This is a genomic window from Streptomyces sp. NPDC001056 (assembly GCF_053598955.1).
Map to the genome: position 1 here is coordinate 67,261 of NZ_JBSFLI010000002.1, position 20,972 is coordinate 88,232.

At 70.0% G+C, this 20,972-nt stretch carries 14 protein-coding genes and 2 pseudogenes; 8 read left to right on the forward strand and 8 right to left on the reverse strand.

Features of this window, described 5'->3' with window-relative positions; translation table 11 throughout:
• The first annotated feature begins 145 nt into the window (after positions 1-145).
• On the forward strand, positions 146-646 hold the full coding sequence (locus ACWDD7_RS02910) for a rhodanese-like domain-containing protein (RefSeq protein WP_450455922.1): 501 nt from the start codon (positions 146-148) through the stop codon (positions 644-646).
• A 24-nt stretch (positions 647-670) separates the two neighbouring features.
• Here the strand turns inward: ACWDD7_RS02910 and ACWDD7_RS02915 are convergent, their stop codons facing one another.
• Positions 671-1,459, reverse strand: a complete 789-nt coding sequence (locus tag ACWDD7_RS02915; protein ID WP_450455924.1) for a DUF4232 domain-containing protein — start codon at positions 1,457-1,459, stop codon at positions 671-673.
• A 435-nt stretch (positions 1,460-1,894) separates the two neighbouring features.
• Here ACWDD7_RS02915 and ACWDD7_RS02920 point away from each other — a divergent pair, with 435 nt between their 5' ends.
• The 3 genes from ACWDD7_RS02920 to acnA all read left to right on the forward strand — a co-directional run bounded on the left by ACWDD7_RS02920 (position 1,895) and on the right by acnA (position 7,606).
• Positions 1,895-2,704, forward strand: a complete 810-nt coding sequence (locus ACWDD7_RS02920) for a hypothetical protein (RefSeq protein WP_450455926.1) — start codon at positions 1,895-1,897, stop codon at positions 2,702-2,704.
• Between the two features lie 332 nt (positions 2,705-3,036).
• Positions 3,037-4,671: a trypsin-like serine peptidase gene (locus tag ACWDD7_RS02925; RefSeq protein ID WP_450455928.1), complete on the forward strand. Its 1,635-nt coding sequence runs from the start codon at positions 3,037-3,039 to the stop codon at positions 4,669-4,671.
• Between the two features lie 217 nt (positions 4,672-4,888).
• Positions 4,889-7,606 carry an aconitate hydratase AcnA gene (gene acnA / locus ACWDD7_RS02930; protein WP_450455930.1) on the forward strand — a complete coding sequence of 906 codons (2,718 nt, stop codon included), beginning with the start codon at positions 4,889-4,891 and terminating at the stop codon, positions 7,604-7,606.
• Between the two features lie 73 nt (positions 7,607-7,679).
• On the opposite strand, the gene ACWDD7_RS02935 is transcribed toward acnA, so the two are convergent.
• The 5 genes and pseudogenes from ACWDD7_RS02935 to ACWDD7_RS02955 all read right to left on the reverse strand — a co-directional run.
• Entirely contained in the window at positions 7,680-10,409 is a 2,730-nt protein-coding gene (locus ACWDD7_RS02935) for a SpoIIE family protein phosphatase (protein WP_450455932.1), read from the reverse strand.
• 174 nt (positions 10,410-10,583) lie between these two features.
• Positions 10,584-11,018: a CBS domain-containing protein gene (locus ACWDD7_RS02940; protein WP_450455934.1), complete on the reverse strand. Its 435-nt coding sequence runs from the start codon at positions 11,016-11,018 to the stop codon at positions 10,584-10,586.
• 116 nt (positions 11,019-11,134) lie between these two features.
• A complete protein-coding gene (locus tag ACWDD7_RS02945; RefSeq protein ID WP_450455936.1) occupies positions 11,135-12,037 on the reverse strand; it encodes a poly-gamma-glutamate hydrolase family protein in 903 nt (300 codons plus the stop codon).
• Positions 12,034-12,279, reverse strand: coding sequence for a DUF397 domain-containing protein (locus ACWDD7_RS02950; protein ID WP_450456348.1), 246 nt, complete (start codon positions 12,277-12,279; stop codon positions 12,034-12,036). Before ACWDD7_RS02950 ends, ACWDD7_RS02945 begins: the two co-directional genes overlap by 4 nt.
• An 84-nt stretch (positions 12,280-12,363) precedes the next feature.
• Positions 12,364-12,591 (reverse strand): annotated as a pseudogene (locus ACWDD7_RS02955) (Scr1 family TA system antitoxin-like transcriptional regulator); the annotation flags it as partial.
• Positions 12,592-12,642: 51 nt separating this feature from the next.
• Between ACWDD7_RS02955 and ACWDD7_RS02960 the strand changes: the two are divergent.
• Positions 12,643-12,822 (forward strand): annotated as a pseudogene (locus ACWDD7_RS02960) (hypothetical protein); the annotation flags it as partial.
• On the opposite strand, the gene ACWDD7_RS02965 reads toward ACWDD7_RS02960, so the two are convergent.
• A complete protein-coding gene (locus ACWDD7_RS02965) occupies positions 12,791-13,186 on the reverse strand; it encodes an LppU/SCO3897 family protein (RefSeq protein WP_450455938.1) in 396 nt (131 codons plus the stop codon). The pseudogene ACWDD7_RS02960 and the gene ACWDD7_RS02965 sit on opposite strands and share 32 nt — an antisense overlap.
• 93 nt (positions 13,187-13,279) lie before the next feature.
• The gene (locus ACWDD7_RS02970) at positions 13,280-17,083 is read right to left on the reverse strand and encodes a GH92 family glycosyl hydrolase (RefSeq protein WP_450455940.1); all 3,804 of its coding nucleotides are present in this window, start codon (positions 17,081-17,083) and stop codon (positions 13,280-13,282) included.
• Positions 17,084-17,474: 391 nt separating this feature from the next.
• Between ACWDD7_RS02970 and ngcE the strand changes: the two genes are divergently transcribed.
• Genes ngcE through ACWDD7_RS02985 form a run of 3 tightly spaced genes read left to right on the forward strand, consistent with a single transcriptional unit; the run spans position 17,475 to position 20,804 of the window.
• Positions 17,475-18,920, forward strand: coding sequence for an N-acetylglucosamine/diacetylchitobiose ABC transporter substrate-binding protein (ngcE, locus tag ACWDD7_RS02975; RefSeq protein ID WP_351875484.1), 1,446 nt, complete (start codon positions 17,475-17,477; stop codon positions 18,918-18,920).
• 29 nt (positions 18,921-18,949) lie between these two features.
• Complete coding sequence (locus tag ACWDD7_RS02980; RefSeq protein WP_351875481.1) at positions 18,950-19,876, forward strand: carbohydrate ABC transporter permease; 927 nt, start codon at positions 18,950-18,952, stop codon at positions 19,874-19,876.
• Positions 19,877-19,880: 4 nt separating this feature from the next.
• Positions 19,881-20,804, forward strand: coding sequence for a carbohydrate ABC transporter permease (locus ACWDD7_RS02985; RefSeq protein WP_351875479.1), 924 nt, complete (start codon positions 19,881-19,883; stop codon positions 20,802-20,804).
• The last annotated feature ends 168 nt before the right edge of the window (positions 20,805-20,972 follow it).

The window sequence follows — 20,972 nt, forward strand, 5'->3', positions numbered from 1 at the left end:
CCTCGGGAAGGGCCCCGCACCCTCGCCTCGGGAAGAGCCCCGCACCCTCGCCTCGGGAAGAGCCCCGCACCCTCGCCTCGGGAAGAGCCCCGCACCCTCGCCTCGGGAAGAGCCCCGCACCCCCGCCTCGGGAAAGGCCCCGCACATGCCCACGTCCACGACCACCCAGCACCCCAACCCCGTCCTGCGCACCGCCCCCGCCGCCCCCACGGAAGCCGCCGCCTACTTCCGCGCCTCCCTCCGCTTCCACGCCGACGTGGCCGACGTCGCCGCCGCGCTCGCCACCACCCGCACCCCCGGCACCCCGGGTGACCCCGGATTCGTCCTGCTCGACTCCCGCTCCACCGAGTCCTGGGACCAGGGCCACATCCCCGGCGCCGTCCACCTCCCCACCGCCCTCATCCCCGAACAGGCCGAAGCCCTGCTCGACAAGTCCGTCCCCGTCGTCACCTACTGCTGGGGCCCCGGCTGCAACGGCGCCACGCGTGCCGCCCTCGCCCTCGCCGAACTCGGCTACCAGGTCAAGGAGATGCTCGGCGGGTTCGAGTACTGGGTGCGCGAGGGCTTCGCCTACGAGACCTGGCAGGGGCCGGAGCGCCGCGACGCCGACCCGCTCAGCGCCGTCGCGGGCCCCTGCGGCTGCTGAAGCGACGCCGGGACGGCACGGGCTCTACGACGACGGGCGCGTCCAGGCGCGGACGGCCAGCTTGCCGGTGGTGCCGAGATCGAGGTGGGGCGTCACCGTCACCGGGTCGGCGCCCCGCTTCGCCCACACCCTCACGTACGGGACGTCGACGGCGGTGCCGAACCCGGTGGTGTTGCGCCACATGAGGCCCGACACGGCGCTCTCGCCGGGCTTGAGGACCAGCGGGCGGGCCGGGTCGTCGAAGCCGGTACCGGTGCTGATGCCGCCGTTCCCGTGGAGGATCCGGATGCCGTGGACGGGGGCCAGGTCGCCGTCCAGCAGTTCCAGTCGCGGGTAGCCGGCGAGCGCGTATGTGCGCTTCCCGCAGTTCTCCAGGCGCAGGCCCACCACGCGCAGCCCCATCGCGGCGTCGCCGTCGTCGGCGGTGAGGCGGATGCCGGAGGGCGGGCACGCGCCGGGCGCGGGCGGTGCCTCGGCGGCGGGCACCTTGGTCACCCGGGCGACCTTGACGCGGCCCACCCGGGACGATCCGGGGCCCGGCGCCCCCAGCCGGACCGTGCCGCGCTTCGTCGCGCCGGGGCCGACCGAGCGCACGGTCTCGCGGCGGTTGCCCATGACCTCGCCGGCGTCCGTGGTGAAGTCGAACAGGATCGTGTACGTCAGCGCCTCGGTGCCGTGGTTGGTGACCTCGTAGGCGGCCGAGATCCCGGAGTCGGCGGCGGGGAGACGGTCGGCGTGCACCAAGAAGTCGGACGGGGTGGGGCTGGGCGCGGCGGAGGGAAGGGTCACCGAGGTGATCCGGACGCCGTCCATGGGCGGATCGGTGACGGGAACCCCCGACGCACCCCCGGACCCACCCGCGGACCCACCCCCGGACCCACCCGCGGACCCACCCGCGGACCCACCCCCGGCACCGCCCGCGTGTTCGGACCCGCACGCCGCGAGCAACAGGAGCGCGGCGACGGCCGGAAGAAGTGAGGTGACATGGCGCATCAGCGCATCCCATCAGCGCCGCGAGCAACGGGCCATGGTGGAAGCCACAGTTCCGGCCAGAAGTGTCCCGCCCTCTGAAAGCCGGGCCACGCAACCCGATACGGGCCCGTGCCCTCTTCCTGGACGACGGATCGATGGGGCGAACCGGCCCGGCCGTCGGTCACCGAAGGGGAATCGTTGTTCCGTAACGCAGTCCGGGCCCTGAGCGCCGTCGGCCTTGTCGCAGTGTCCCTGCTGGGAGCGGCCCCGGGAGCAGTGGCCGACGGAGCGGGCCGGGCGTCGTCCGGGAGCCCCGCCCCTGGCGTCCGCCTGGAGTACCACGTACCCGGAGGCAGGCTCCTGACCGCGGGCGACCCGCTCTGGTTCAGCATCGACGGCATGGCGCCGGGCTGGGACAGGGTCACGGTCGCCTCTCCGGCCCTGGAGAAGCCGGTCTTCCTGGTCCCGGTGCGGAAGGGCGCGAGGCAGTCGACGGAACTGGACGAGATCGCGGCACCTCTCGTCCGGCCGGGTCTGCGCGCGGGCACCTACCCGGTCACGGCGACCAGCCACGGCCGTACGGTCGCCACCGCGCGCCTCAGGGTCGCGGCGGCGGACGCGGCGGAGATCTCCCGGTTCGTCATCGGCCCCACGAACAGGTTGCCGGGCGGCGACACGTCCGCCCCGGTACGGCCGGGCAGTGACGTCCGGCTGGTCCTCGTCGATCTGAGGCCCGCGTCGGAAGACAGCCTGACCGTCAGGTCACCCATCTTCGCCGGCCCTGTGACCATCAGGACGGGCAGCGCCGACGACCCCGGATGCAAGTGCGACGATCCCGGCACGGTCTACGCGGGCCACGCACGGGTGCGGGGGGACGTGCCCGCGGGCCGCTACCCGCTGACCGCCGTCAGCCATCACGGGCGGCAGACCACCGAGCGGCACGTCACGGTGGTCGGCGCGCCCGCCGGCCACGGCGGCGGTCACGGGCCGGCCATCGGCGCCGCCGCGGCCGCCGGGGCCGTCCTCGTCGCGGGCGCGGTGGTCGCGGTGCGCCGCCGCGCACGCGCGACCGCGTCGTCCGGGTGACGTCGGACCCGGCACCGGCGGCCCGCTCCTCCCGCGGGTGACGTCACCGGCCGGAGCGCGCCTCGCCGGTGCCCCCTGTCTTCTTCCGCCCGCTCCGGCCATGCCTCCCTGACGCCTTTCTCCGGCCGCTTCCGGTCCGGAGAAAGCCCCCACCACCCCGACCCAGAAAGCGTTCCTTGCCTACCTCGCCCACCTCACGCAGACGAATATCGCGCCTTGTCGTCTCGGCGGCCGGAACCGCCCTGCTCCTGTCGAGCGGGACGAGCCTCGCCCACGCGGCCGAGCCGCACTGGTCGGACGCCGACGCCGTCCGTTTCTGGACACCGGAACGCATGGCCTCGGCCACTGACCCGGCCCGGCCCGCGCAGCCCGCCGGCCCACCCTCACCCGCACGACCCACCGCGGCCGCGGCGGCCGCCATGCCGACCGCCCAGCACACCCCCGGACTGAGATCCGTCGGCACGATCTTCAGCTTCACCACGGACCCGACCACCGACCGGATGCGGGCCCACAAGTGCTCCGCCAGCGTGGTGGAAAGCCCGGGTCACGACCTGATCCTGACGGCCGGCCACTGCGACGGGGGCAAAGCCGTCTTCGTCCCCATGTACACCGCCGCGTACCCGCTCGACAAACAACCGTTCGGCTTCTACCGGATCTCCCGCTGGTACGCCGACAACCGGTACGTGCACGGAACCAAGAAGCCGGTCTCCGACCTGGACTTCGCCTTCGGCCGGCTGGAGCCCTCCGAGAGCGGCGCGCAGGCACAGGACGTGGTGGGCGCGAACAAACTGGTCCGCACTCCCGGCTACCTGAACAAGGTCACGATGGTCGGCTACCCGTCCAGCCACAACCCGAAGGACCAGGCCGTGCGCTGCCCGGCGCAGACGGAGGCACTGCCCGGCTTCTACCAGATCCAGGCCAAATGCCGTGGCATGTGGGGTGGCGTCTCCGGCGGCCCCTGGTTCTCCGCGGTCGACTGGTCGAAGGGCACCGGGACGATCATCGGCAACGTCGGCGGCTACAACGGCGGCGGCAACGACGCCGACGTCGACTGGCTCACCTACAGCCCGATGTACGGCGACTGGTTCTTCCGCCTGTACGAGGAGGCGAAGAGCGACCACCCCACCTCGCACGGCACGTCCTACCAGCAGCCGCCGCTGCCGTACTCCATGGGCGACGGTGAGACCTGGTCCCACGCCCGGCTGCTGGCGTCGGGCGAGTACACGGGGGACGGCAAGGGCGACCTGATCGTCGTGTGGACCGACGGCGAGGTCACCCTCTACACCGGCGACGGCAACGGCGGCTTCACCGGCGAACGCCGGCTCGCCGCGCCCAACGGCACCTGGAAGAACGTGAAGTCCCTCACCGGCGGCGACTTCTCCGGCGGCACCGGCTCGGACCTGCTGGCCGTGTTCGGTTCGGGCGAGGTCAGGCTCTTCCCCGACGTGGGGACCAAGGGCCTGGCGGGCGGGACCAGGCTGGCGGGGTCCGGCTCCGTCTGGAAGAACGCCGCCCAGATCACCGCGGGCGGTTTCGGGACCGGCACGTACGTCACCGACCTGCTGGTGCGCTGGAGCGACGGCGAGGTCACCGACTACACCGGGGTCGGCGACAAGGGCTTCGGCACCGAGCACCGGCTCCAGAAGCCGAACGCCACCTGGAAGCGCGCCACCCTCCTCGCCGCGGGTCAGTTCACCGGAGGCGACCGGTGGGACACCCTGGTGCGCTGGTCGGACGGAAGGGTCTCCCAGTTCCAGGACACCGGCCCCGGCGGCCTCGGAGATCAGCACACCATGTCCTCGGCCGGCAGCGTCTGGTCCCAGGACTCGGTCATGACCGCGGGCGGCTACGACCCCGACGGCAGGCCCGACGACCTCGTCGTCCGCCGGTCCGACGGGGAGACCGGTATGTACGCCCACACCGGCGCGACCTTCGGCACGGAAAGCATGCTCGTCGCTCCGAAGTAGGGGCCCCGCCGCGCGGGGCTCGCCGGGAACGAGCCGCCCGGCATGACCATCCGGCACCCATGTATTAGAGTTATCTCGACATCGAGATATCTGCCGAGGCGCACCGTGGTCGCCACTCCGGTGAGGCGAGGCTGACTTAGCCTGACCTCACTGGACCGGCCGAGCCGGCGTGGCGGCAGGATTGCGGTGGTAGCGCACATCAATGAAGGAGACTGTCGTGTCGGCGAACAGCTTCGACGCCCGCAGCACGCTGCAGGTGGGCGACGAGTCGTACGAGATCTTCCGGCTGGACAAGGTGGAGGGCTCGGCCCGGCTGCCGTACAGCCTCAAGGTCCTGCTGGAGAACCTGCTCCGCACGGAGGACGGCGCGAACATCACCGCCGACCACATCCGTGCCCTCGGCGGCTGGGACTCGCAGGCCCAGCCCAGCCAGGAGATCCAGTTCACGCCGGCCCGCGTGATCATGCAGGACTTCACCGGCGTGCCCTGCGTCGTGGACCTCGCCACCATGCGTGAGGCCGTGAAGGAGCTGGGCGGCGACCCGGCGAAGATCAACCCGCTGGCGCCGGCCGAGCTGGTCATCGACCACTCCGTCATCGCCGACAAGTTCGGCACCAGCGACGCGTTCAAGCAGAACGTGGAGCTGGAGTACGGCCGCAACAAGGAGCGCTACCAGTTCCTGCGCTGGGGCCAGACCGCCTTCGACGAGTTCAAGGTCGTCCCGCCGGGCACCGGCATCGTGCACCAGGTGAACATCGAGCACCTGGCCCGCGTGGTCATGGTCCGCGACGGCAAGGCCTACCCGGACACCCTGGTCGGCACCGACTCGCACACCACGATGGTCAACGGCCTCGGCGTCCTCGGCTGGGGCGTCGGCGGCATCGAGGCCGAGGCCGCCATGCTCGGCCAGCCGGTCTCCATGCTGATCCCGCGCGTCGTCGGCTTCAAGCTCACCGGTGAGCTCCAGCCCGGCACCACCGCCACCGACCTCGTGCTCACGATCACCGAGATGCTGCGCAAGCACGGCGTCGTCGGCAAGTTCGTGGAGTTCTACGGCGAGGGCGTGGCCGCCACCTCCCTGGCCAACCGCGCCACCATCGGCAACATGTCGCCGGAGTTCGGCTCCACCGCCGCGATCTTCCCGATCGACGACGAGACCCTGAACTACCTGCGCCTGACCGGCCGCAGCGACCAGCAGGTCGCCCTGGTCGAGGCGTACGCCAAGGCCCAGGGCCTGTGGCTGGACCCGAAGGCCGAGCCGGACTTCTCCGAGAAGCTGGAGCTGGACCTCTCCACGGTCGTCCCCTCCATCGCCGGCCCGAAGCGCCCGCAGGACCGCATCGTCCTCGCCAACGCCGCGGAGCAGTTCAAGCAGGACGTCCGCAACTACGTGGACGTCGTGGACGAGGCGGGCCAGGAGTCCTTCCCGGCCTCCGACGCCCCGGCCGTCCACCCGAACGGCGGCCCGTCCAACCCGGTCCAGGTCACCGCCGCCGACGGCACGACCTACACGATCGACCACGGCGCGGTCACCGTCGCGGCCATCACCTCCTGCACCAACACGTCCAACCCGTACGTCATGATCGGCGCCGCCCTGGTCGCCAAGAAGGCGGTCGAGAAGGGCCTGACCCGCAAGCCGTGGGTCAAGTCCACCCTCGCCCCGGGGTCGAAGGTCGTCACCGACTACTTCGACAAGGCCGGCCTCACGCCGTACCTGGACAAGCTGGGCTTCAACCTCGTCGGCTACGGCTGCACCACCTGCATCGGCAACTCCGGCCCGCTGCCGGAGGAGGTCTCCAAGGCGGTCAACGACCACGACCTCGCCGTCGTCTCGGTCCTCTCCGGCAACCGGAACTTCGAGGGCCGTATCAACCCCGACGTCAAGATGAACTACCTGGCGTCCCCGCCGCTGGTCGTCGCGTACTCCATCGCGGGCTCCATGAGGGTGGACATCACCCGTGACGCCCTGGGCACCGACCAGGACGGCAACCCGGTCTACCTGAAGGACATCTGGCCCTCCGAGGCCGAGGTGAACGAGGTCGTCGCCGCCGCGATCGGCGAGGACATGTTCGAGAAGTCGTACGCGGACGTCTTCGCGGGCGACGCCCAGTGGCAGTCGCTCCCGGTCCCGACCGGCAACACCTTCGAGTGGGACACCGAGTCCACCTACGTGCGCAAGCCCCCGTACTTCGAGGGCATGGGCATGGAGCCGGCCCCGGTCGAGGACATCACCGGCGCCCGCGTGCTGGCCAAGCTGGGCGACTCGGTCACCACCGACCACATCTCCCCGGCCGGTGCGATCAAGGCCGACACCCCGGCCGGCCAGTACCTCACCGAGCACGGTGTGGAGCGCCGCGACTTCAACAGCTACGGCTCGCGCCGCGGCAACCACGAGGTCATGATCCGCGGTACGTTCGCCAACATCCGCCTGCGCAACCAGATCGCGCCGGGCACCGAGGGCGGCTACACCCGCGACTTCACCCAGGCCGACGGCCCGGTGTCCTTCATCTACGACGCCTCGCAGAACTACCAGGCCGCCGGCATCCCGCTGGTCGTCCTGGCGGGCAAGGAGTACGGCTCCGGTTCGTCCCGTGACTGGGCGGCCAAGGGCACCGCGCTCCTCGGCGTCAAGGCCGTCATCGCCGAGTCGTACGAGCGCATCCACCGCTCGAACCTCATCGGCATGGGCGTCCTGCCGCTCCAGTTCCCGGAGGGCGCCTCGGCCGAGTCCCTCGGTCTGACCGGCGAGGAGACCTTCTCCTTCTCCGGCGTCACCGAGCTGAACAACGGCACCACGCCGCGCACGGTCAAGGTCACCACCGACACGGGCGTCGAGTTCGACGCGGTCGTCCGCATCGACACCCCCGGTGAGGCCGACTACTACCGCAACGGCGGCATCATGCAGTACGTGCTGCGCAGCCTGATCCGCAAGTAAGCGGCCAGGAACGGCGGTCGAGGGCCGCATCCCCGGTGCGGGGGTGCGGCCCTCTGCCGTGCCCCGCGCCTGCTCACCAGTCGCCCGGGTCCGGCGAAGCCAACGACTCCAGCGAGAGACCCGGCACACCCGCCGGCGCCCGCAGCGCCATCTCCGCCCAGATCACCTTGCCCTGCGGCGAGTACCGCGTCCCCCACCGCTCCGTCATCTGCTGCACCAGGAACAGCCCCCGGCCACCCTCGTCCGTCGTCGCCGCGTACCGCAGATGCGGCGAGGTGTTGCTCCCGTCGGCCACCTCGCAGATCAGCGCCCGGTCCCGGATCAGCCGCAGGCGGATCGGTTCGGAGCCGTACCGGATCGCGTTCGTCACCAGCTCACTCAGCACCAGCTCCATCCCGAAGGCCAGATCGTCCAGGCCCCACTCCTCCAGCCGCCCGGTCACGGCGCGCCGCAGCCCGGAGACGGCGGACGGATCGCTGGGCACGTCCCACTCGGCCACCTGCTCGGACGTGAGCGCGTGCGTGCGCGCGACGAGCAGCGCGACATCGTCCTTGGGCCCCTTGGGCAGCAGCTCCTCCACCACCGCCCCGCAGCTCGCGTCCGGGGAGCGGTCGGGATGCCCGGCCAGCGCCCGGCGCAGCAGCTCCATGCCCTCGTCCAGATCGCGCGCGCGGTCCTCGACCAGCCCGTCGGTGTACAGCACCAGCTGCGTCCCCTCGGCCAGCTCCAGCTCCGCCGTCTGGAACGGCATGCCCCCGAGCCCCAGCGGAGGCCCGCCCGGCAGCTCGGGGAAGGTGACGCTGCCGTCGGGACGCACCAGCGCGGGCGCGAGATGCCCGGCCCGCGCCATCGCGCACCGGCGCGTCACCGGATCGTAGATCGCGTACAGACACGTGGCGCCGACGACGCCCGAGTCCTCCGCCAGGCCCTCGTCCTGGTCGATGCGCCCGACCAGGTCGTCCAGGTGGCTGAGCAGCTCGTCCGGCGGCAGGTCGAGGGTCGAGAAGTTGTGTACGGCGGTCCGCAGCCGGCCCATCGTGGCGGCGGCGTGCAGCCCGTGCCCGACGACATCGCCGACGACCAGCGCCACCCGGCTGCCCGGCAGCGGGATCACGTCGAACCAGTCCCCGCTCACCCCCGACTGCGCGGGCAGATACCGGTAGGCGACGTCCAGGGCGCTCTGCTCGGGCAGGGCGCGCGGCAGCAGGCTGCGCTGGAGGGTGACCGCGAGGGTGTGCTCACGGGCGTAGCGGCGGGCGTTGTCGACGCTGACGGCCGCGCGGGCGACCAGCTCGTCCGCGAGCGACAGGTCCTCCTCGTCGAAGGGGTCCCGCTTCGCCCGGTAGAAGTTGGCCATGCCCAGGACGACGCCGCGGGCCTGGATCGGGGAGGCGATCAGCGACTGGATGCCGTAGTCGAGGATGGCCCGGGTGCGCCGCGGGTCCTGGGCCTGCCAGCCCGTGGCGGCGGTCAGGTCGGACACCAGTTCGGAGTGGCCGGTGCCGTAGCCGCGGGCCTGGGGGGTGGACGGCTTGAAGTCGATCAGCCGGCCCTTCTCGTAGAGGGGATGGTCGTTCCGTATGCCGTGGACCGCGATGCGCCGCAGGGTGCCCGCGGTCGGGGCGGGCTCCTCGCCGTGCAGCACGCCGTCGTCCAGGTCCACGGTGACGTAGTCGGCGAAGCGCGGTACGACGATCCGCGCCAGCTCCTCCGCGGTGCGCCGCACGTCCAGGCTGGTGCCGACGCCGAGGCCGGCGTCGTAGAGCAGCTTCAGCCGCTCCCTGGCGACCTCCGCGCGGCCGGAGATGGCCTGGAGCTCGGTGGTGTCGCGCAGGGTGGCCACGGTGCCGCCGGGGACGCCGCCGTGCTCGGTGGGCCGCTGGCTGACCGCGAGCAGCCGCTCCCCGGCGAAGAGCACCTCGTCGGTGGCCTCGCGCCCGGAGGCCAGCAGTTCCAGGGTCTCGGGGTCGAGGCCGGGCAGCTCGGACAGGTGGCGGCCCTCGGCTTCGGGCGGCAGGCGCAGCAGGCGGCGGGCCTCGTCGTTGGCGAGCAGCAGCCGGCCGTCGTCGCCGACGATGAGGACGCCCTCGCGCACCGAGTGCAGCACCGTGTCGTGGTGCTCGTACATCCTGGTCATCTCGTCGGGAGCGAGGCTGTGGGTCTGCCGCCGCAGCCGCCGCCCGACCAGCGCGGTGCCGCCGGTCGACACCGCGAGGGCGCCGGCCCCGCTGCTCAGGATGATCGGGACCTGCCGGTTCACCTCGCTGGTGACGTTCTTGACCTTGAGCCCGGCGGAGACGAGGGCGGTGACCTTGCCGTGGTCGTCCTCGATGGGCACGGTGGCCTGCATCTCGTGGCCCAGGGGTCCCTCCACGCTCTCCGTGTAGGTCTGCCCGGCGAGCGAGGGCGCGATCCTGCCGACGAACCGATGGCCGATCTTGCTCGGCATCGGGTGCGTGTACCGGATGCCGTGGGTGTCCATGACGACGATGAAGTCGACGCCCGCCGCCTTGCGGCCCGCCTCGGTGAGCGGCTGGAGGATCTTGGAGGGCTGCGGGGCGGCCAGTGCCTGGAGGACGCCGGGGGAGTGGGCGAAGGTCTCCGCCACCGCCATGGAACGGCGCTTGGCCTCGGCCTGGGTGTCCCGTTCGGACTGGAGGTAGAGGGCGACGACACCGCTGATCACCAGCAGCACCACCAGGGCCGCCTGGAGCAGGAAGACCTGCCCGGCCAGGGTCCGCTGTCTCCTGCCGACCACAGAACGCCAGAGGAGGCGTCTGAATCGCGCAACGGTGTCCGACATGCGGCATTTGTAGCACCGAGGTCCGCGGTGTGGCCACGGGTCGTCCACAAGGTGGACGGATGTTCTAGGGAGCGGACCGCAGGGGCCGGTGGTGGCTGGTCGGGGCCGGTGCGGCGCAGTCGTGTGCCTACGCCGACCGGCTGGAGGCCGAGGCGTAGGCAGAGGGCGGGTGGGTCAGGCGGTCGCGTAGACGCGGTGGGCGAACTCGGCGACCTGGGTGTCGCTGAGGCTCTTGGCCACGTTGGCCTCGGAGATCATGCCCACCAGCTGGTGACCGCCCTTGACGTCGATCACCGGGAGACGCTTGACCTTGTGCTGCTCCATGGCGCGCAGGGCGTCGGCGGCGGGCGCGTCGGCGTCGATCCAGAAGATCTCGCTCCGCATCGACCCGGCCTGCACCGTCGCCGGGTCGATGCCCTCGGCGCAGCACTTGATGACGATGTCCCGATCGGTGACCATGCCCGCCAGCTTGTTGTTGTCGCCGCAGATGGGCAGCGCGCCGACCTTGAGGTCACGCATCATGCGCGCCGCGTCCTGCAACGACTGGTGCTCGCCGACGCATTGCACGCCGCCGGTCATGATGTCCCGGGCTCGGAGGTTGCCGGCCATGATTCCTCCCGCGATCGCAGGCTTTCACTCCGGAGCGCTTGTCGCTCTCCTGTTCGATGACATCACGGATGGCACAAGATCGCTTCCGGGCCCCGATGTCCCGGTGGTCCGGAGGTCTAGAGCGAGTCGAGACCCAGCTCGTGGTTCTTGATCGCCTCGCGTACGGCGCCCACGAAGCCGTTCCAGAAGTGGTCGGCGCAGGGGCTGCCCGTGCTCGGCACACCGGCGGTCGCCCTGCGCTTGGCCGCGCCCGAGAAGTCGCCGAACATCGCCTTGCGCAGTGCCGTGGAGATCTCCAGCTGGGCGCCCGCGCCGGTACGGGTGCGGTTCACGATGTTGGCCGGGTCGTCGCCGTCGATCGAGGTCGAGGCGTCCGCGAGGACCACGGTGACGTCCCGGTCGGGGTCGGCGGCGGGCGAGGTCAGGCCGTACTTCGTGAACGCCGCGAGCAGGTTGCGCCCCAGCCGCGCGTCCCGGCCGCCGATGATCACCTTCTTCTCGGTCGTCTCGTCGAACCCGTGCAGCGAGACGGCGTAGAGGTTCCCGGTGCAGACGGCGAGCGCCGCCGGGTCGTCGCAGTGGGTGGAAGTGACGTGCTGCGCCGCGGAGTTGGCCAGCGTCTCGAACATCCAGTAGTCCCGCTGCGGCTCGCCCGCCACGGCCGCGCTCGCCGGGTCGGTGTCCGCCTCGAAGGGCGTGTACCCGGAGATCGCCATGCACAGCTCACTCGTACCGGCCTCGATCCCGCCCCCGTGCGGCGCGATCACCGCGGTGCTGCCGAGCGGGCTGCTGGTGGCGCGGGCGTTGTCCGTGACCTGCGCCGGCGCGCCGATCCGGAACCGGCGCACCCAGTCGGTGCCCTCCTTGTCGGCGGTACGGGTGTACAGCTCCGTGTTGGACCCGTACTGGTCCGCGGCGGCGGCCGGGGTGGCACCGGCACCGCTGACGACGGCGTTGACCGTGGGCAGCCCGGCCGCGAGCGCGGCGACGGAGGCGAGGACGGCGCGTCTGCTGTTCATTTGACCGAGGAGGTGAAGGCGGCCCAGGTGAGGGGGCCGACGCGGAGGGTGGGGGCCTTGGCGGGGTCCTGCTTCGAGTCACGGATGTGGAGGGAGTGGGGGCAGGAGGCGACCTCGACGCACGCGCCGCCTTCGCTGCCGCTGTAGCTCGACTTGCGCCAGGCGACGGCCACTTCGAGGCATTCGCCGCCCTCACTGCCGCTGTAGGTCGACTTGAACCACTGAAGCGCTTCGGTGCTCATTGCCCTCCTAGCAGGCGGTCGCGGCGAGTCAAGCTTGGTGAGGGCCTGTGTCCGCAGCATCGCATACGTGCGCGCCATGATGGACACCTCGTCTGCGTCGGAAACCCACTGGCTGCCGCGCTGGCCTTCGATGTATGCCAGGTGCTGATGGTCGGGGGTCTCCAGCAGGACGAAGGGGCCGTCCAGGCCCGCGTGGACATTGCCGGCGAGGGGCAGGAACTGCAATGACACACAGGGGAGCTGAGCCGGTTCGCGCAACTGCTGCAACTGCTCGCGTCGGCCCTCCTGGCCTCCGACTGCCGGACGCAGCACAGGCGCCCGGATGACGAAGCTGAGAGGAGGCGGGAATTCGTGGACGCCGCCACGGACGAGGGCGGGCGCGGGCTGCTGCTGGTGTCGGTGCCGGCCGACGAGCGGGGCGTGGGCGAGCGGCTGCCCGGGAAGATCGTGTGGTGCGAGTTCGCCCTGGCCACACCTGTGACGGGAACGTCGGAAGACCTCCGGCGCCCGGCTACTTCCCGCCCTTCTCGTCGTTCTCCTTGAAGCAGACGACGAACGAGTCGTCGGGACCTGTCTCGGTGAGTGAGCCGGTGGTGCCCGGGACGTCGGAGCACGAGAAGGTGTCGACGATTCCGTTCTTGTCCATCTTCAGGACCTTGTAGTCCGCGTGCGGGTCGGCGCAGTCGAGCTTCCTGGCCTTCGCCGCCTTGTTCGTCCCGATGTTCTCGAAGCAGTCGCCGACCTTGAGCGCCGCGGACTGGTCCTTGGCGTCGCGCGGGCCGAAGGCGCTGAACGCCACCAGGCCGGCGACGACGACGACCAGACCGAGGAGGATCAGGCGGTTGCGGCGTATCTGCGCCGGGGTGTACGAGACGTTCGGGCCGCTCTGGGGCGGTACTTGGGACACGGGCGATTCCTCATGCAGTGGGACCGACGAAGGCGACCACGAACCTAACCCACCCGTCCGCGGTCGTCCTTCGCCCCCCTGCCCCGACCCGCGTCAGCCCAGCAACTCCACCTCCGCCAGCGTCGCCGAACCGTGCAGCACCAGCCGGTACTTGGCGTACGCGCCCGGCGAGGCGATCGTGAACGCCCTGGTCTGCCGGTTCCACGGGAACGCCTCCCCGGAGCGGTGGTCCAGCGTCCGCCACGTCGTGCCGTCGTCGGAGCCCTGGAGGGTCCAGCCCGTCGGGGCCCTGGTGTGGTCCGCCGGGGACGTCAGCGTGTACTGCACCGGCTTCACCGTCCGGCTCACCGGCAGTTCCACGGAGCCGACCGTCGCCTCCGTCGCCGAGGTGTCGTCGAACAGGGCGCCCGCACCGCGAAGGACGTCGGCGCGTGGCGCGGGCACCTTGTCGTCCTGGGTGATGGAGACCGGCCCGGCGTTCTTCCCGGAGCCCCACGCCGAGGGCTTGGGCCCCATGGCGAACGTCAGCTCCCCGCCCTCGGCGAGCAGCGACTGGGGAAGTGAAGTCGACGTCCACGGGCGGCCGTTGAACGTCACACGCTGGATGTAGACGTTCTTCGCGCTGTTCCCCGGCGCGTTCACCACCAGGTCGCGGCCGTTCTCCAGGTGCACGGTGACCTTCCTGAACAGCGGGGACCCGATGGAGTAGTCGCCGCTGCCCATGACCAGGGGGTAGAAGCCGAGCGCGGAGAACAGGAACCAGCCCGACTGCTCGCCGTTGTCCTCGTCGCCGTGGTACCCCTGTCCGATCTCGCTGCCGAGGTACAGCCGGGACAGGATCTGCCGCACCGCCGCCTGTGTCTTCCACGGCCGGCCCGCCGCGTCGTACATGTACGAGACGTGGTGCGCGACCTGGTTCGACTGCCCGAGCATGCCCATGCGCACGTCCCGCGCCTCGGTCATCTCGTGGATGACGCCGCCGTAGGAGCCGACGAACTCGGGGGACGCCGTCTCGGGCGTGGAGAAGAACTCGTCCAGCTTGTCGGCGAGCCGGCTCCGGCCGCCGTACAGGTTGGCCAGGCCACGGGTGTCCTGCGGGGCGGTGAAGGCGTAGCCCCAGCCGTTGGTCTCCGTGTAGTCGTAGCCCCAGACCCTCGGGTCGTAACTCGCCGAGGCCACCCGCCAGTCGCCCTCGGCGTCCTTGCCCTGGAAGAAACCGGCCTCCGGGTCGAAGAGGTTCACGTAGTCGCGGGCCCGGTTGAGGAAGTAGTCCGACTCCTCCTTGTAGTGCTTCTCGCCCGTCTTCTTGTAGAGGGCCGCGCCCATCTCCGCGATGCCGTAGTCGTTGACGTACCCCTCCATCGCCCAGGACAGCCCCTCGGCGGTGTCGGTGCTGGTGTAGCCGAGGAACGGCGAGGTGCTCATGCCCTTGCGGCCGACACCGGACGACGGCGGCACGACGGTCGCGTTCTTCAGCGCCGCCTCGTACGCCGCCTTCGCGTCGAACCTCACGCCCTTCACGTAGGCGTCCGCGAACGCCACGTCCGAGGAGGTGCCGGTCATCAGGTCCGCGTACCCCGGCGAGGACCAGCGCGAGGTCCAGCCGCCGTCCTTGTACTGCTGCACGAACCCGTCGATCATCCGGCCCGCCTGAGAGGGCGTCAGGAAGGAGTACGCCGGCCACGTCGTCCGGTACGTGTCCCAGAAGCCGTTGTTGACGTACACCTTGCCGGACACGATCTTCGCGCCGGTGTGCGTCGGGGTGTCCTGGCTCTGCATCGGCGAGAACGGCGACGCGTACTCGTCCCGGCCGCCCACCTTCTCGAAGCCCGAGTTCGGGTACAGGTACAGCCGGTACATGCTGGAGTACAGCGTGGTCGACTGGTCCGGCGTCGCGCCCTCCACCTCGACCTTGCCGAGCAGCCTGTCCCAGGTGCGCTGCGCCCGCGCCTTCACGGCGTTGAAGGAGGTGCCGTCCGGGATCTCCTGGCGCAGGTTGTCCTTCGCCTGGTCGACGCTGATCAGCGAGGTCGCCAGACGCAGCGTGACGGTGTGGTCGGCGCCCGCCGCGAAGCGCAGATAGCCCTTGACCCCGCTGGACGCCCCGTCCGTCACCGGCTTGTTGAACACCCCGTACACGAACAGCCGCGTCGCGCCGGTCGACAGGCCCGACTTGACGTCCGAGTAGCCGGTGACGACGCCGTGTTCCTTGTCCAGGGTCAGGCCCGCCTGCTCGGTGACGTTGTCGAACAGCACGCTCGCGTCGTCGCCGGGGTAGGTGAAGCGCAGCGCCGCCGCGTGGTCGGTCGGCGCCATCTCCGCCCTGAGCCCGTTCTCGAACCGTACGCCGTAGTAGTACGGCCGCGCCGTCTCGTTCTCGTGCCGGAACGCCAGCGCACGCGCCTGCCGTCCGGTGTCCGGGGTGCCGGCCGCGGCCGACGGCATCACCTGGAAGGTCTGCCGGTCGCCCATCCACGGGCTCGGCTCATGGCTCGCGCTGAACGCCTGGATCGTCGGCAGGTTGGCGTCGTTGTTCGCATGTGCGTACTCGTAGAGCCAGCTCAGCGAAGACGCGTTGGTCACCGGCGTCCAGAAGTTGAAGCCGTGGGGCAGCGCGGTCGCCGGGAAGTCGTTGCCGCGCGAGAAACTGCCGCTGGAGTTGGTGCCGCGCGTGGTCAGCGCGTAGTCGGACAGGTGCGCCTTCGGCCGCTCCGGCGCGACCTGCTTCAGCGACACGTCGTCGATCCAGCCGCGGAACTTCGCCGGCCCGCCGGGGGAGTCGTACCCGACGAGAATCCGGTCGACCGTCTTCCCGGCGGCGACCGCACCGATCCGCGAGACGACGTTGTTCCACTGGTTGACGTACAGCGACTTCGAGTCGCCCTGCCCGCGCGGCGACAGCGGGAACCCGTGCTGGTCCAGGGCGCCCAGGTCGCTGAGGTAGGTGCCGTCGGTGAAGGCCAGGTCGAGGGAGACGTTCGTCGCGTCGTAGTCCCGGTCGCCGTCGGCCATCGAGGGGAAGATCCGGTACGACAGCCGCGTGTCGCCGCCGACCCTGACGTTCACGTCGAACACCTTGTCGTACGAGTACGCGCGGCCGCTCGCCGTGTGCCGCCCGGCGTAGCGCAGCGCCCTCGTGCCGGTGAACCCGACCCGCGCCTTGGCCGTCGGTGAGGCGGTCGGGCCCTTGTCGACCAGCGTCAGCATGTCCTGCGGCACCGGCCCGCCGCTGTCGCCCGTGGAGAACTGCACGTCCGCGAGCTGGAGGATGCCCGACGCGCCGTTGTTCGCGGTCACCTCCAGCCGGAAGTGCTGGTACTCGGCCGGCTGCTGAAGGCCGTACGACTTCGTCTGGAACCGCTCGGCGAAGGTTTCCCCCGAGCGGGAGTCGAGGCTCTTCCAGTCCTTGCCGTCCGTGGAGCCGAGCAGCGTCCAGTCCCGCGGGTCGCGTTCGGCGTAGTCGTTGGCCGAGGTCAGCGCGTACGTCCGCAGCGTGACCGGTTTGTCCAGGTCGAACTCCACCCAGCCGGTGGGCTGGAAGGTCAGCCACTTGGTGCCGGGCTCGCCGTCGGTCAGGTTCTCCTTGACCTCGCCCGCCCCGGTGTTCTCGCCGCTCGCGCGGACCTCGGTGACGTGGTCGTTCACATTGCCCGGTATGCCGGTGCTGTAGCCGCCGTCCACGCCCGAGGCGCGCGGGGTGCCGTCGGGGCCCGTGTCGACCGTGTTCAGCCAGTCCGGCGCGGGGTCCCCCGCTTCGAACGAGGACGCGAACTCCCGGTCGGCCGCCGGGGCCTTGGCGGGCAGGGCGACCGCGGCGCCCTGCCCGCCCACGGCCATGACGAAGGCGGCCGTGAGGACGGCCGCCGGGCTCCATCTGTGCCGAGTTCTCCGCTGCATGTACGGAATTCCCTCCCTGCGCCGATGCGGACAACGTTGTCAGAAGCGGGACACAGGAACCAAGTAGGTGGTCAAGTGAGGGGTGGTGTCAAGGGTGTTGGGCGTGTCATTCCGGGGTTGATGTCGCGCCGATTTCCCAAAGGTCTCACACAGCCCGTTCCCATGTCCGTGAGGTCTCAACTCGGAAAAGACCCGCCGCGAACCCTGTATTCGATCTTGCTCCGCCGACGGGAAGTGGACTATACCTGTCGGCGCCCGGTACAAGAGCAATCCCGGTAGTACACGCACTGCATGCACGAAGAACTTCCTGCACCACCCAGCTTGACCCGACCGCGGTGCCGGGCAGGATCCGGTTCACCGCCTGAGTCCTGGAGAAGGCGAGGACTTGAGCATGGGATCCACTGCGCACCACGACCGTGAGGGTGTCGGCCGCCGAGAACTGATCAGGCGGTCCGCCGCGCTCGGCCTGGTCGCCGTCCCGGGGATGGGCCTGTTGTCCGCCTGCGCGAGCAGCGGGGGCGACGGCCAGAACAAGGCCAAGGCCGGGAAGAAGACCGCCAAGAACCCGCTCGGCGTGAACGACACCGCCAAGATGGAGTTCGTCCTCTTCGACGGCGGCTTCGGCAAGGAGTACGCGCAGGACGCGGTCAAGATCTACGAGAAGGACTTCCCCAAGGCCACGGTGAAGTTCGCCGCCACGCAGAAGATCCAGTCCACGCTCCAGCCCCGCTTCAACCAGGGCAACCCGCCGGACCTCATCGACAACTCCGGCGCCGAGCAGATGGACATGGGCGTCCTGGTCGGCAAGAACCAGCTGGCCGACCTCACCCCGCTGCTCGACGCGCCGTCGTACGACGACCCGAGCAAGAAGGTCCGCGACACGCTGCGCCCCGGCATCGTGGAGATGGGCCAGTTCGACGGCGAGCCGGTGTGGATCCTGTACTACGCCTACACGGTCTACGGCGTCTGGTACTCGCAGAAGGCGCTCGACTCGCTCGACGCCGAGTACCCGAAGACCTGGGACGAGATGCTCCAGGTGTGCGCGAAGGCCAAGAAGAAGGGCATGGCGGGCTGGACGTACGCGGGCAAGTACCCGTACTACATCCCCTTCTCGCTCTACCCGATGATCGGCAAGGTCGGCGGCCGCGGGGTCCTGGACGCCATCGACAACCTGGAGCCGAACGCCTGGAAGCACCCGGCCGTCAAGGCGTGCTTCGAGGCGTACTACGAGCTGTTCAAGAAGGGCTACGTCCTCCAGGGCACCCCGGGCCTCGACCACATCCAGTCGCAGACCGCGTGGGCCAAGGGCGAGGCCCTGTTCATCCCGAACGGCTCCTGGGTGGAGAACGAGTCGGCCAACGTCATCCCCGCGGACTTCGACCTCGCGGTCTCGGCGCCGTCCGGCATCGACAGCAGCGACAAGATGCCCTTCGGCACCATCTGGGCCTCCGGCGGTGAGCCGTTCATCGTGCCCGCCAAGGCGGCGAACCCCGAGGGCGGCATGGAGCAGCTGCGCATCATGCTGTCCGAGGCGTCCTCGAAGAACTTCACCGCCAAGGTGAAGTCGCTGACCGCGTACAACGGCGGCACCAGCGGCGTCGAGCTGACCCCCGGCCTGAAGTCGGGTGTGGCGGCGCTCCAGCTGGCCGGGTCCAACGTGGTGAACCCGCGCCTTCAGGACTGGTACGTCCAGTTGGAGAAGGAAAAGATCGGTGTGGGCGCTCTCGGCGAGATGATGGCGGGCCGGCTCACCCCGGCCGAGGCCATAAAGAAGATCCAGGGCTTCGCGGACGAGGCGGCCAAGGACACCTCCATCAAGCACTACAAGCACCAGTAACCAGCACCCCCGAGCGCACCGGAGTGGCGATGCAGCACGGCAAGTACCGGTTCATCGTGGGGTTCCTGGCAGTGCCCCTGGGACTGTACGCGCTGTTCGTGGTGTGGCCGTTCATCCAGTCCATCTACTACTCGTTCACGGACTGGACCGGCCTGAGCCCCGAATTCAAGATGGTCGGCTTCGACAACTACAAGAGGATGCTGGACGACGACATCTTCTGGAAGTCGTTGCAGCACAGCCTGCTGTTCGCCCTGGTGCTGCCGATCGTGACGATCAGCCTGGCGCTCTTCTTCGCCTTCATGATCAATGTGGGCGGACGGCGCAGAAGGGGAGGCCCCGCGATCACGGGTGTGCGGGGCTCCTCCTTCTACAAGATCGTTTATTTCTTTCCGCAGGTTCTGTCCATCGCGATCGTGGCGCTCCTTTTCCAGTTCGCGTACAACCCGGACAGCGGAGCGATCAATTCGCTCCTGCGCGGCATCGGACTCGATCACGTGCAGCCCCTGTGGCTGGGCGATCCGAGCCTCGCCCTGTGGTGTGTGATGGCGGTGCTCGTGTGGTCCACGACCGGGTTCTTCGTGGTCCTGTTCTCCGCGGGCATGGCCTCGATCCCGGCCGAACTGTACGAGGCCGCGCTGATCGACGGCGCGAGCCGCGCCACCACCTTCTTCCGCATCACCCTGCCCCTGCTGTGGGACACCGTGCAGTCCGGCTGGGTCTACATGGGCATCCTCGCGCTCGGCGCCGAGTCGTTCGCGGTCGTACAGATCATGACGACCGGTCCGGGCGGGCCGGACTACTCGACCACGGTGCTGGTCCTGTACGTGTACCAGAAGGCGTTCCGGGACGGTCAGGCCGCCTACGCCACCACCATCGGCGTCGCCCTGCTGGTCGTCACGCTCGCCTTCGCGGCGATCGTGATGCGGCTGGGCCGTCGCGAGCGGCTGGAGTTCTGAACCGATGAAGACGACCGAGACCCCCGCCCCGCTGCCGGCCGAGCCCGGTGCGAGCGTCTCCAAGGCGGACGTGCCGGTTCCGAAGCCCGGCCGCCGCAAGAGGGAGGGCGCCGTCCTCAACGTCTTCTCGCACGGCGTGCTGGTCATCTGGGCGATCATGGTGGTCATGCCGCTGCTGTGGGCGGTGATGACGTCCTTCAAGGACGACGGTTCCATCTTCGGCTCGCCCTGGGCGCTGCCGGACCGGCTGCACTTCGAGAACTGGGCGCGGGCCTGGACCGACGCCAACATGAGCGACTACTTCCTCAACACCGTCCTGGTGGTGGGCGGCTCGCTCGTCGGCACCCTGGTGCTCGGCTCGATGGCGGCCTATGTGCTCGCCCGCTTCGACTTCCCGGGCAACCGCTTCATCTACTACCTGTTCATCGGCGGGATGAGCTTCCCGATCATGCTGGCGCTGGTCCCGCTGTTCTACGTGGTGAACAACATGGGCCTGCTGAACACCATCCACGGGCTGATCCTGGTCTACATCGCGTACTCGCTGCCGTTCACCGTCTTCTTCCTCACCGCCTTCTTCCGCACCCTGCCGACCTCGGTGGCGGAGGCGGCGTTCGTCGACGGGGCTTCGCACACGCGTACGTTCTTCCAGATCATGCTGCCCATGGCCAAGCCCGGTCTGATCAGCGTGGGCATCTTCAACTTCCTGGGCCAGTGGAACCAGTACATGCTGCCCACGGTCCTCAACACCGATCCCGACAAGAAGGTGCTCACCCAGGGCCTGGTCCAGCTCGCGGTCAGCCAGGGCTACAAGGGCGACTGGTCGGGGCTCTTCGCGGGCCTGGTGATGGCCATGCTGCCGGTCCTCGGGGCGTACATCGTCTTCCAGCGGCAGGTGGTCCAGGGACTCACCGCGGGGGCGCTGAAGTAGCCCTCCCTTCGAGCGGTATCGCTCTCCGTGAGTGTTCGTGCGCACGCCGTTCCGGTCCTCCGGGCGGCGTGCGCCGCTGTGGCGTACCCCGGATCCGGCTCAACCTCTTGACGTGAGTCGCCCCGAAAGGCTCAGCTTAGAGTTCACTAGTTGGACATACACGGGGCC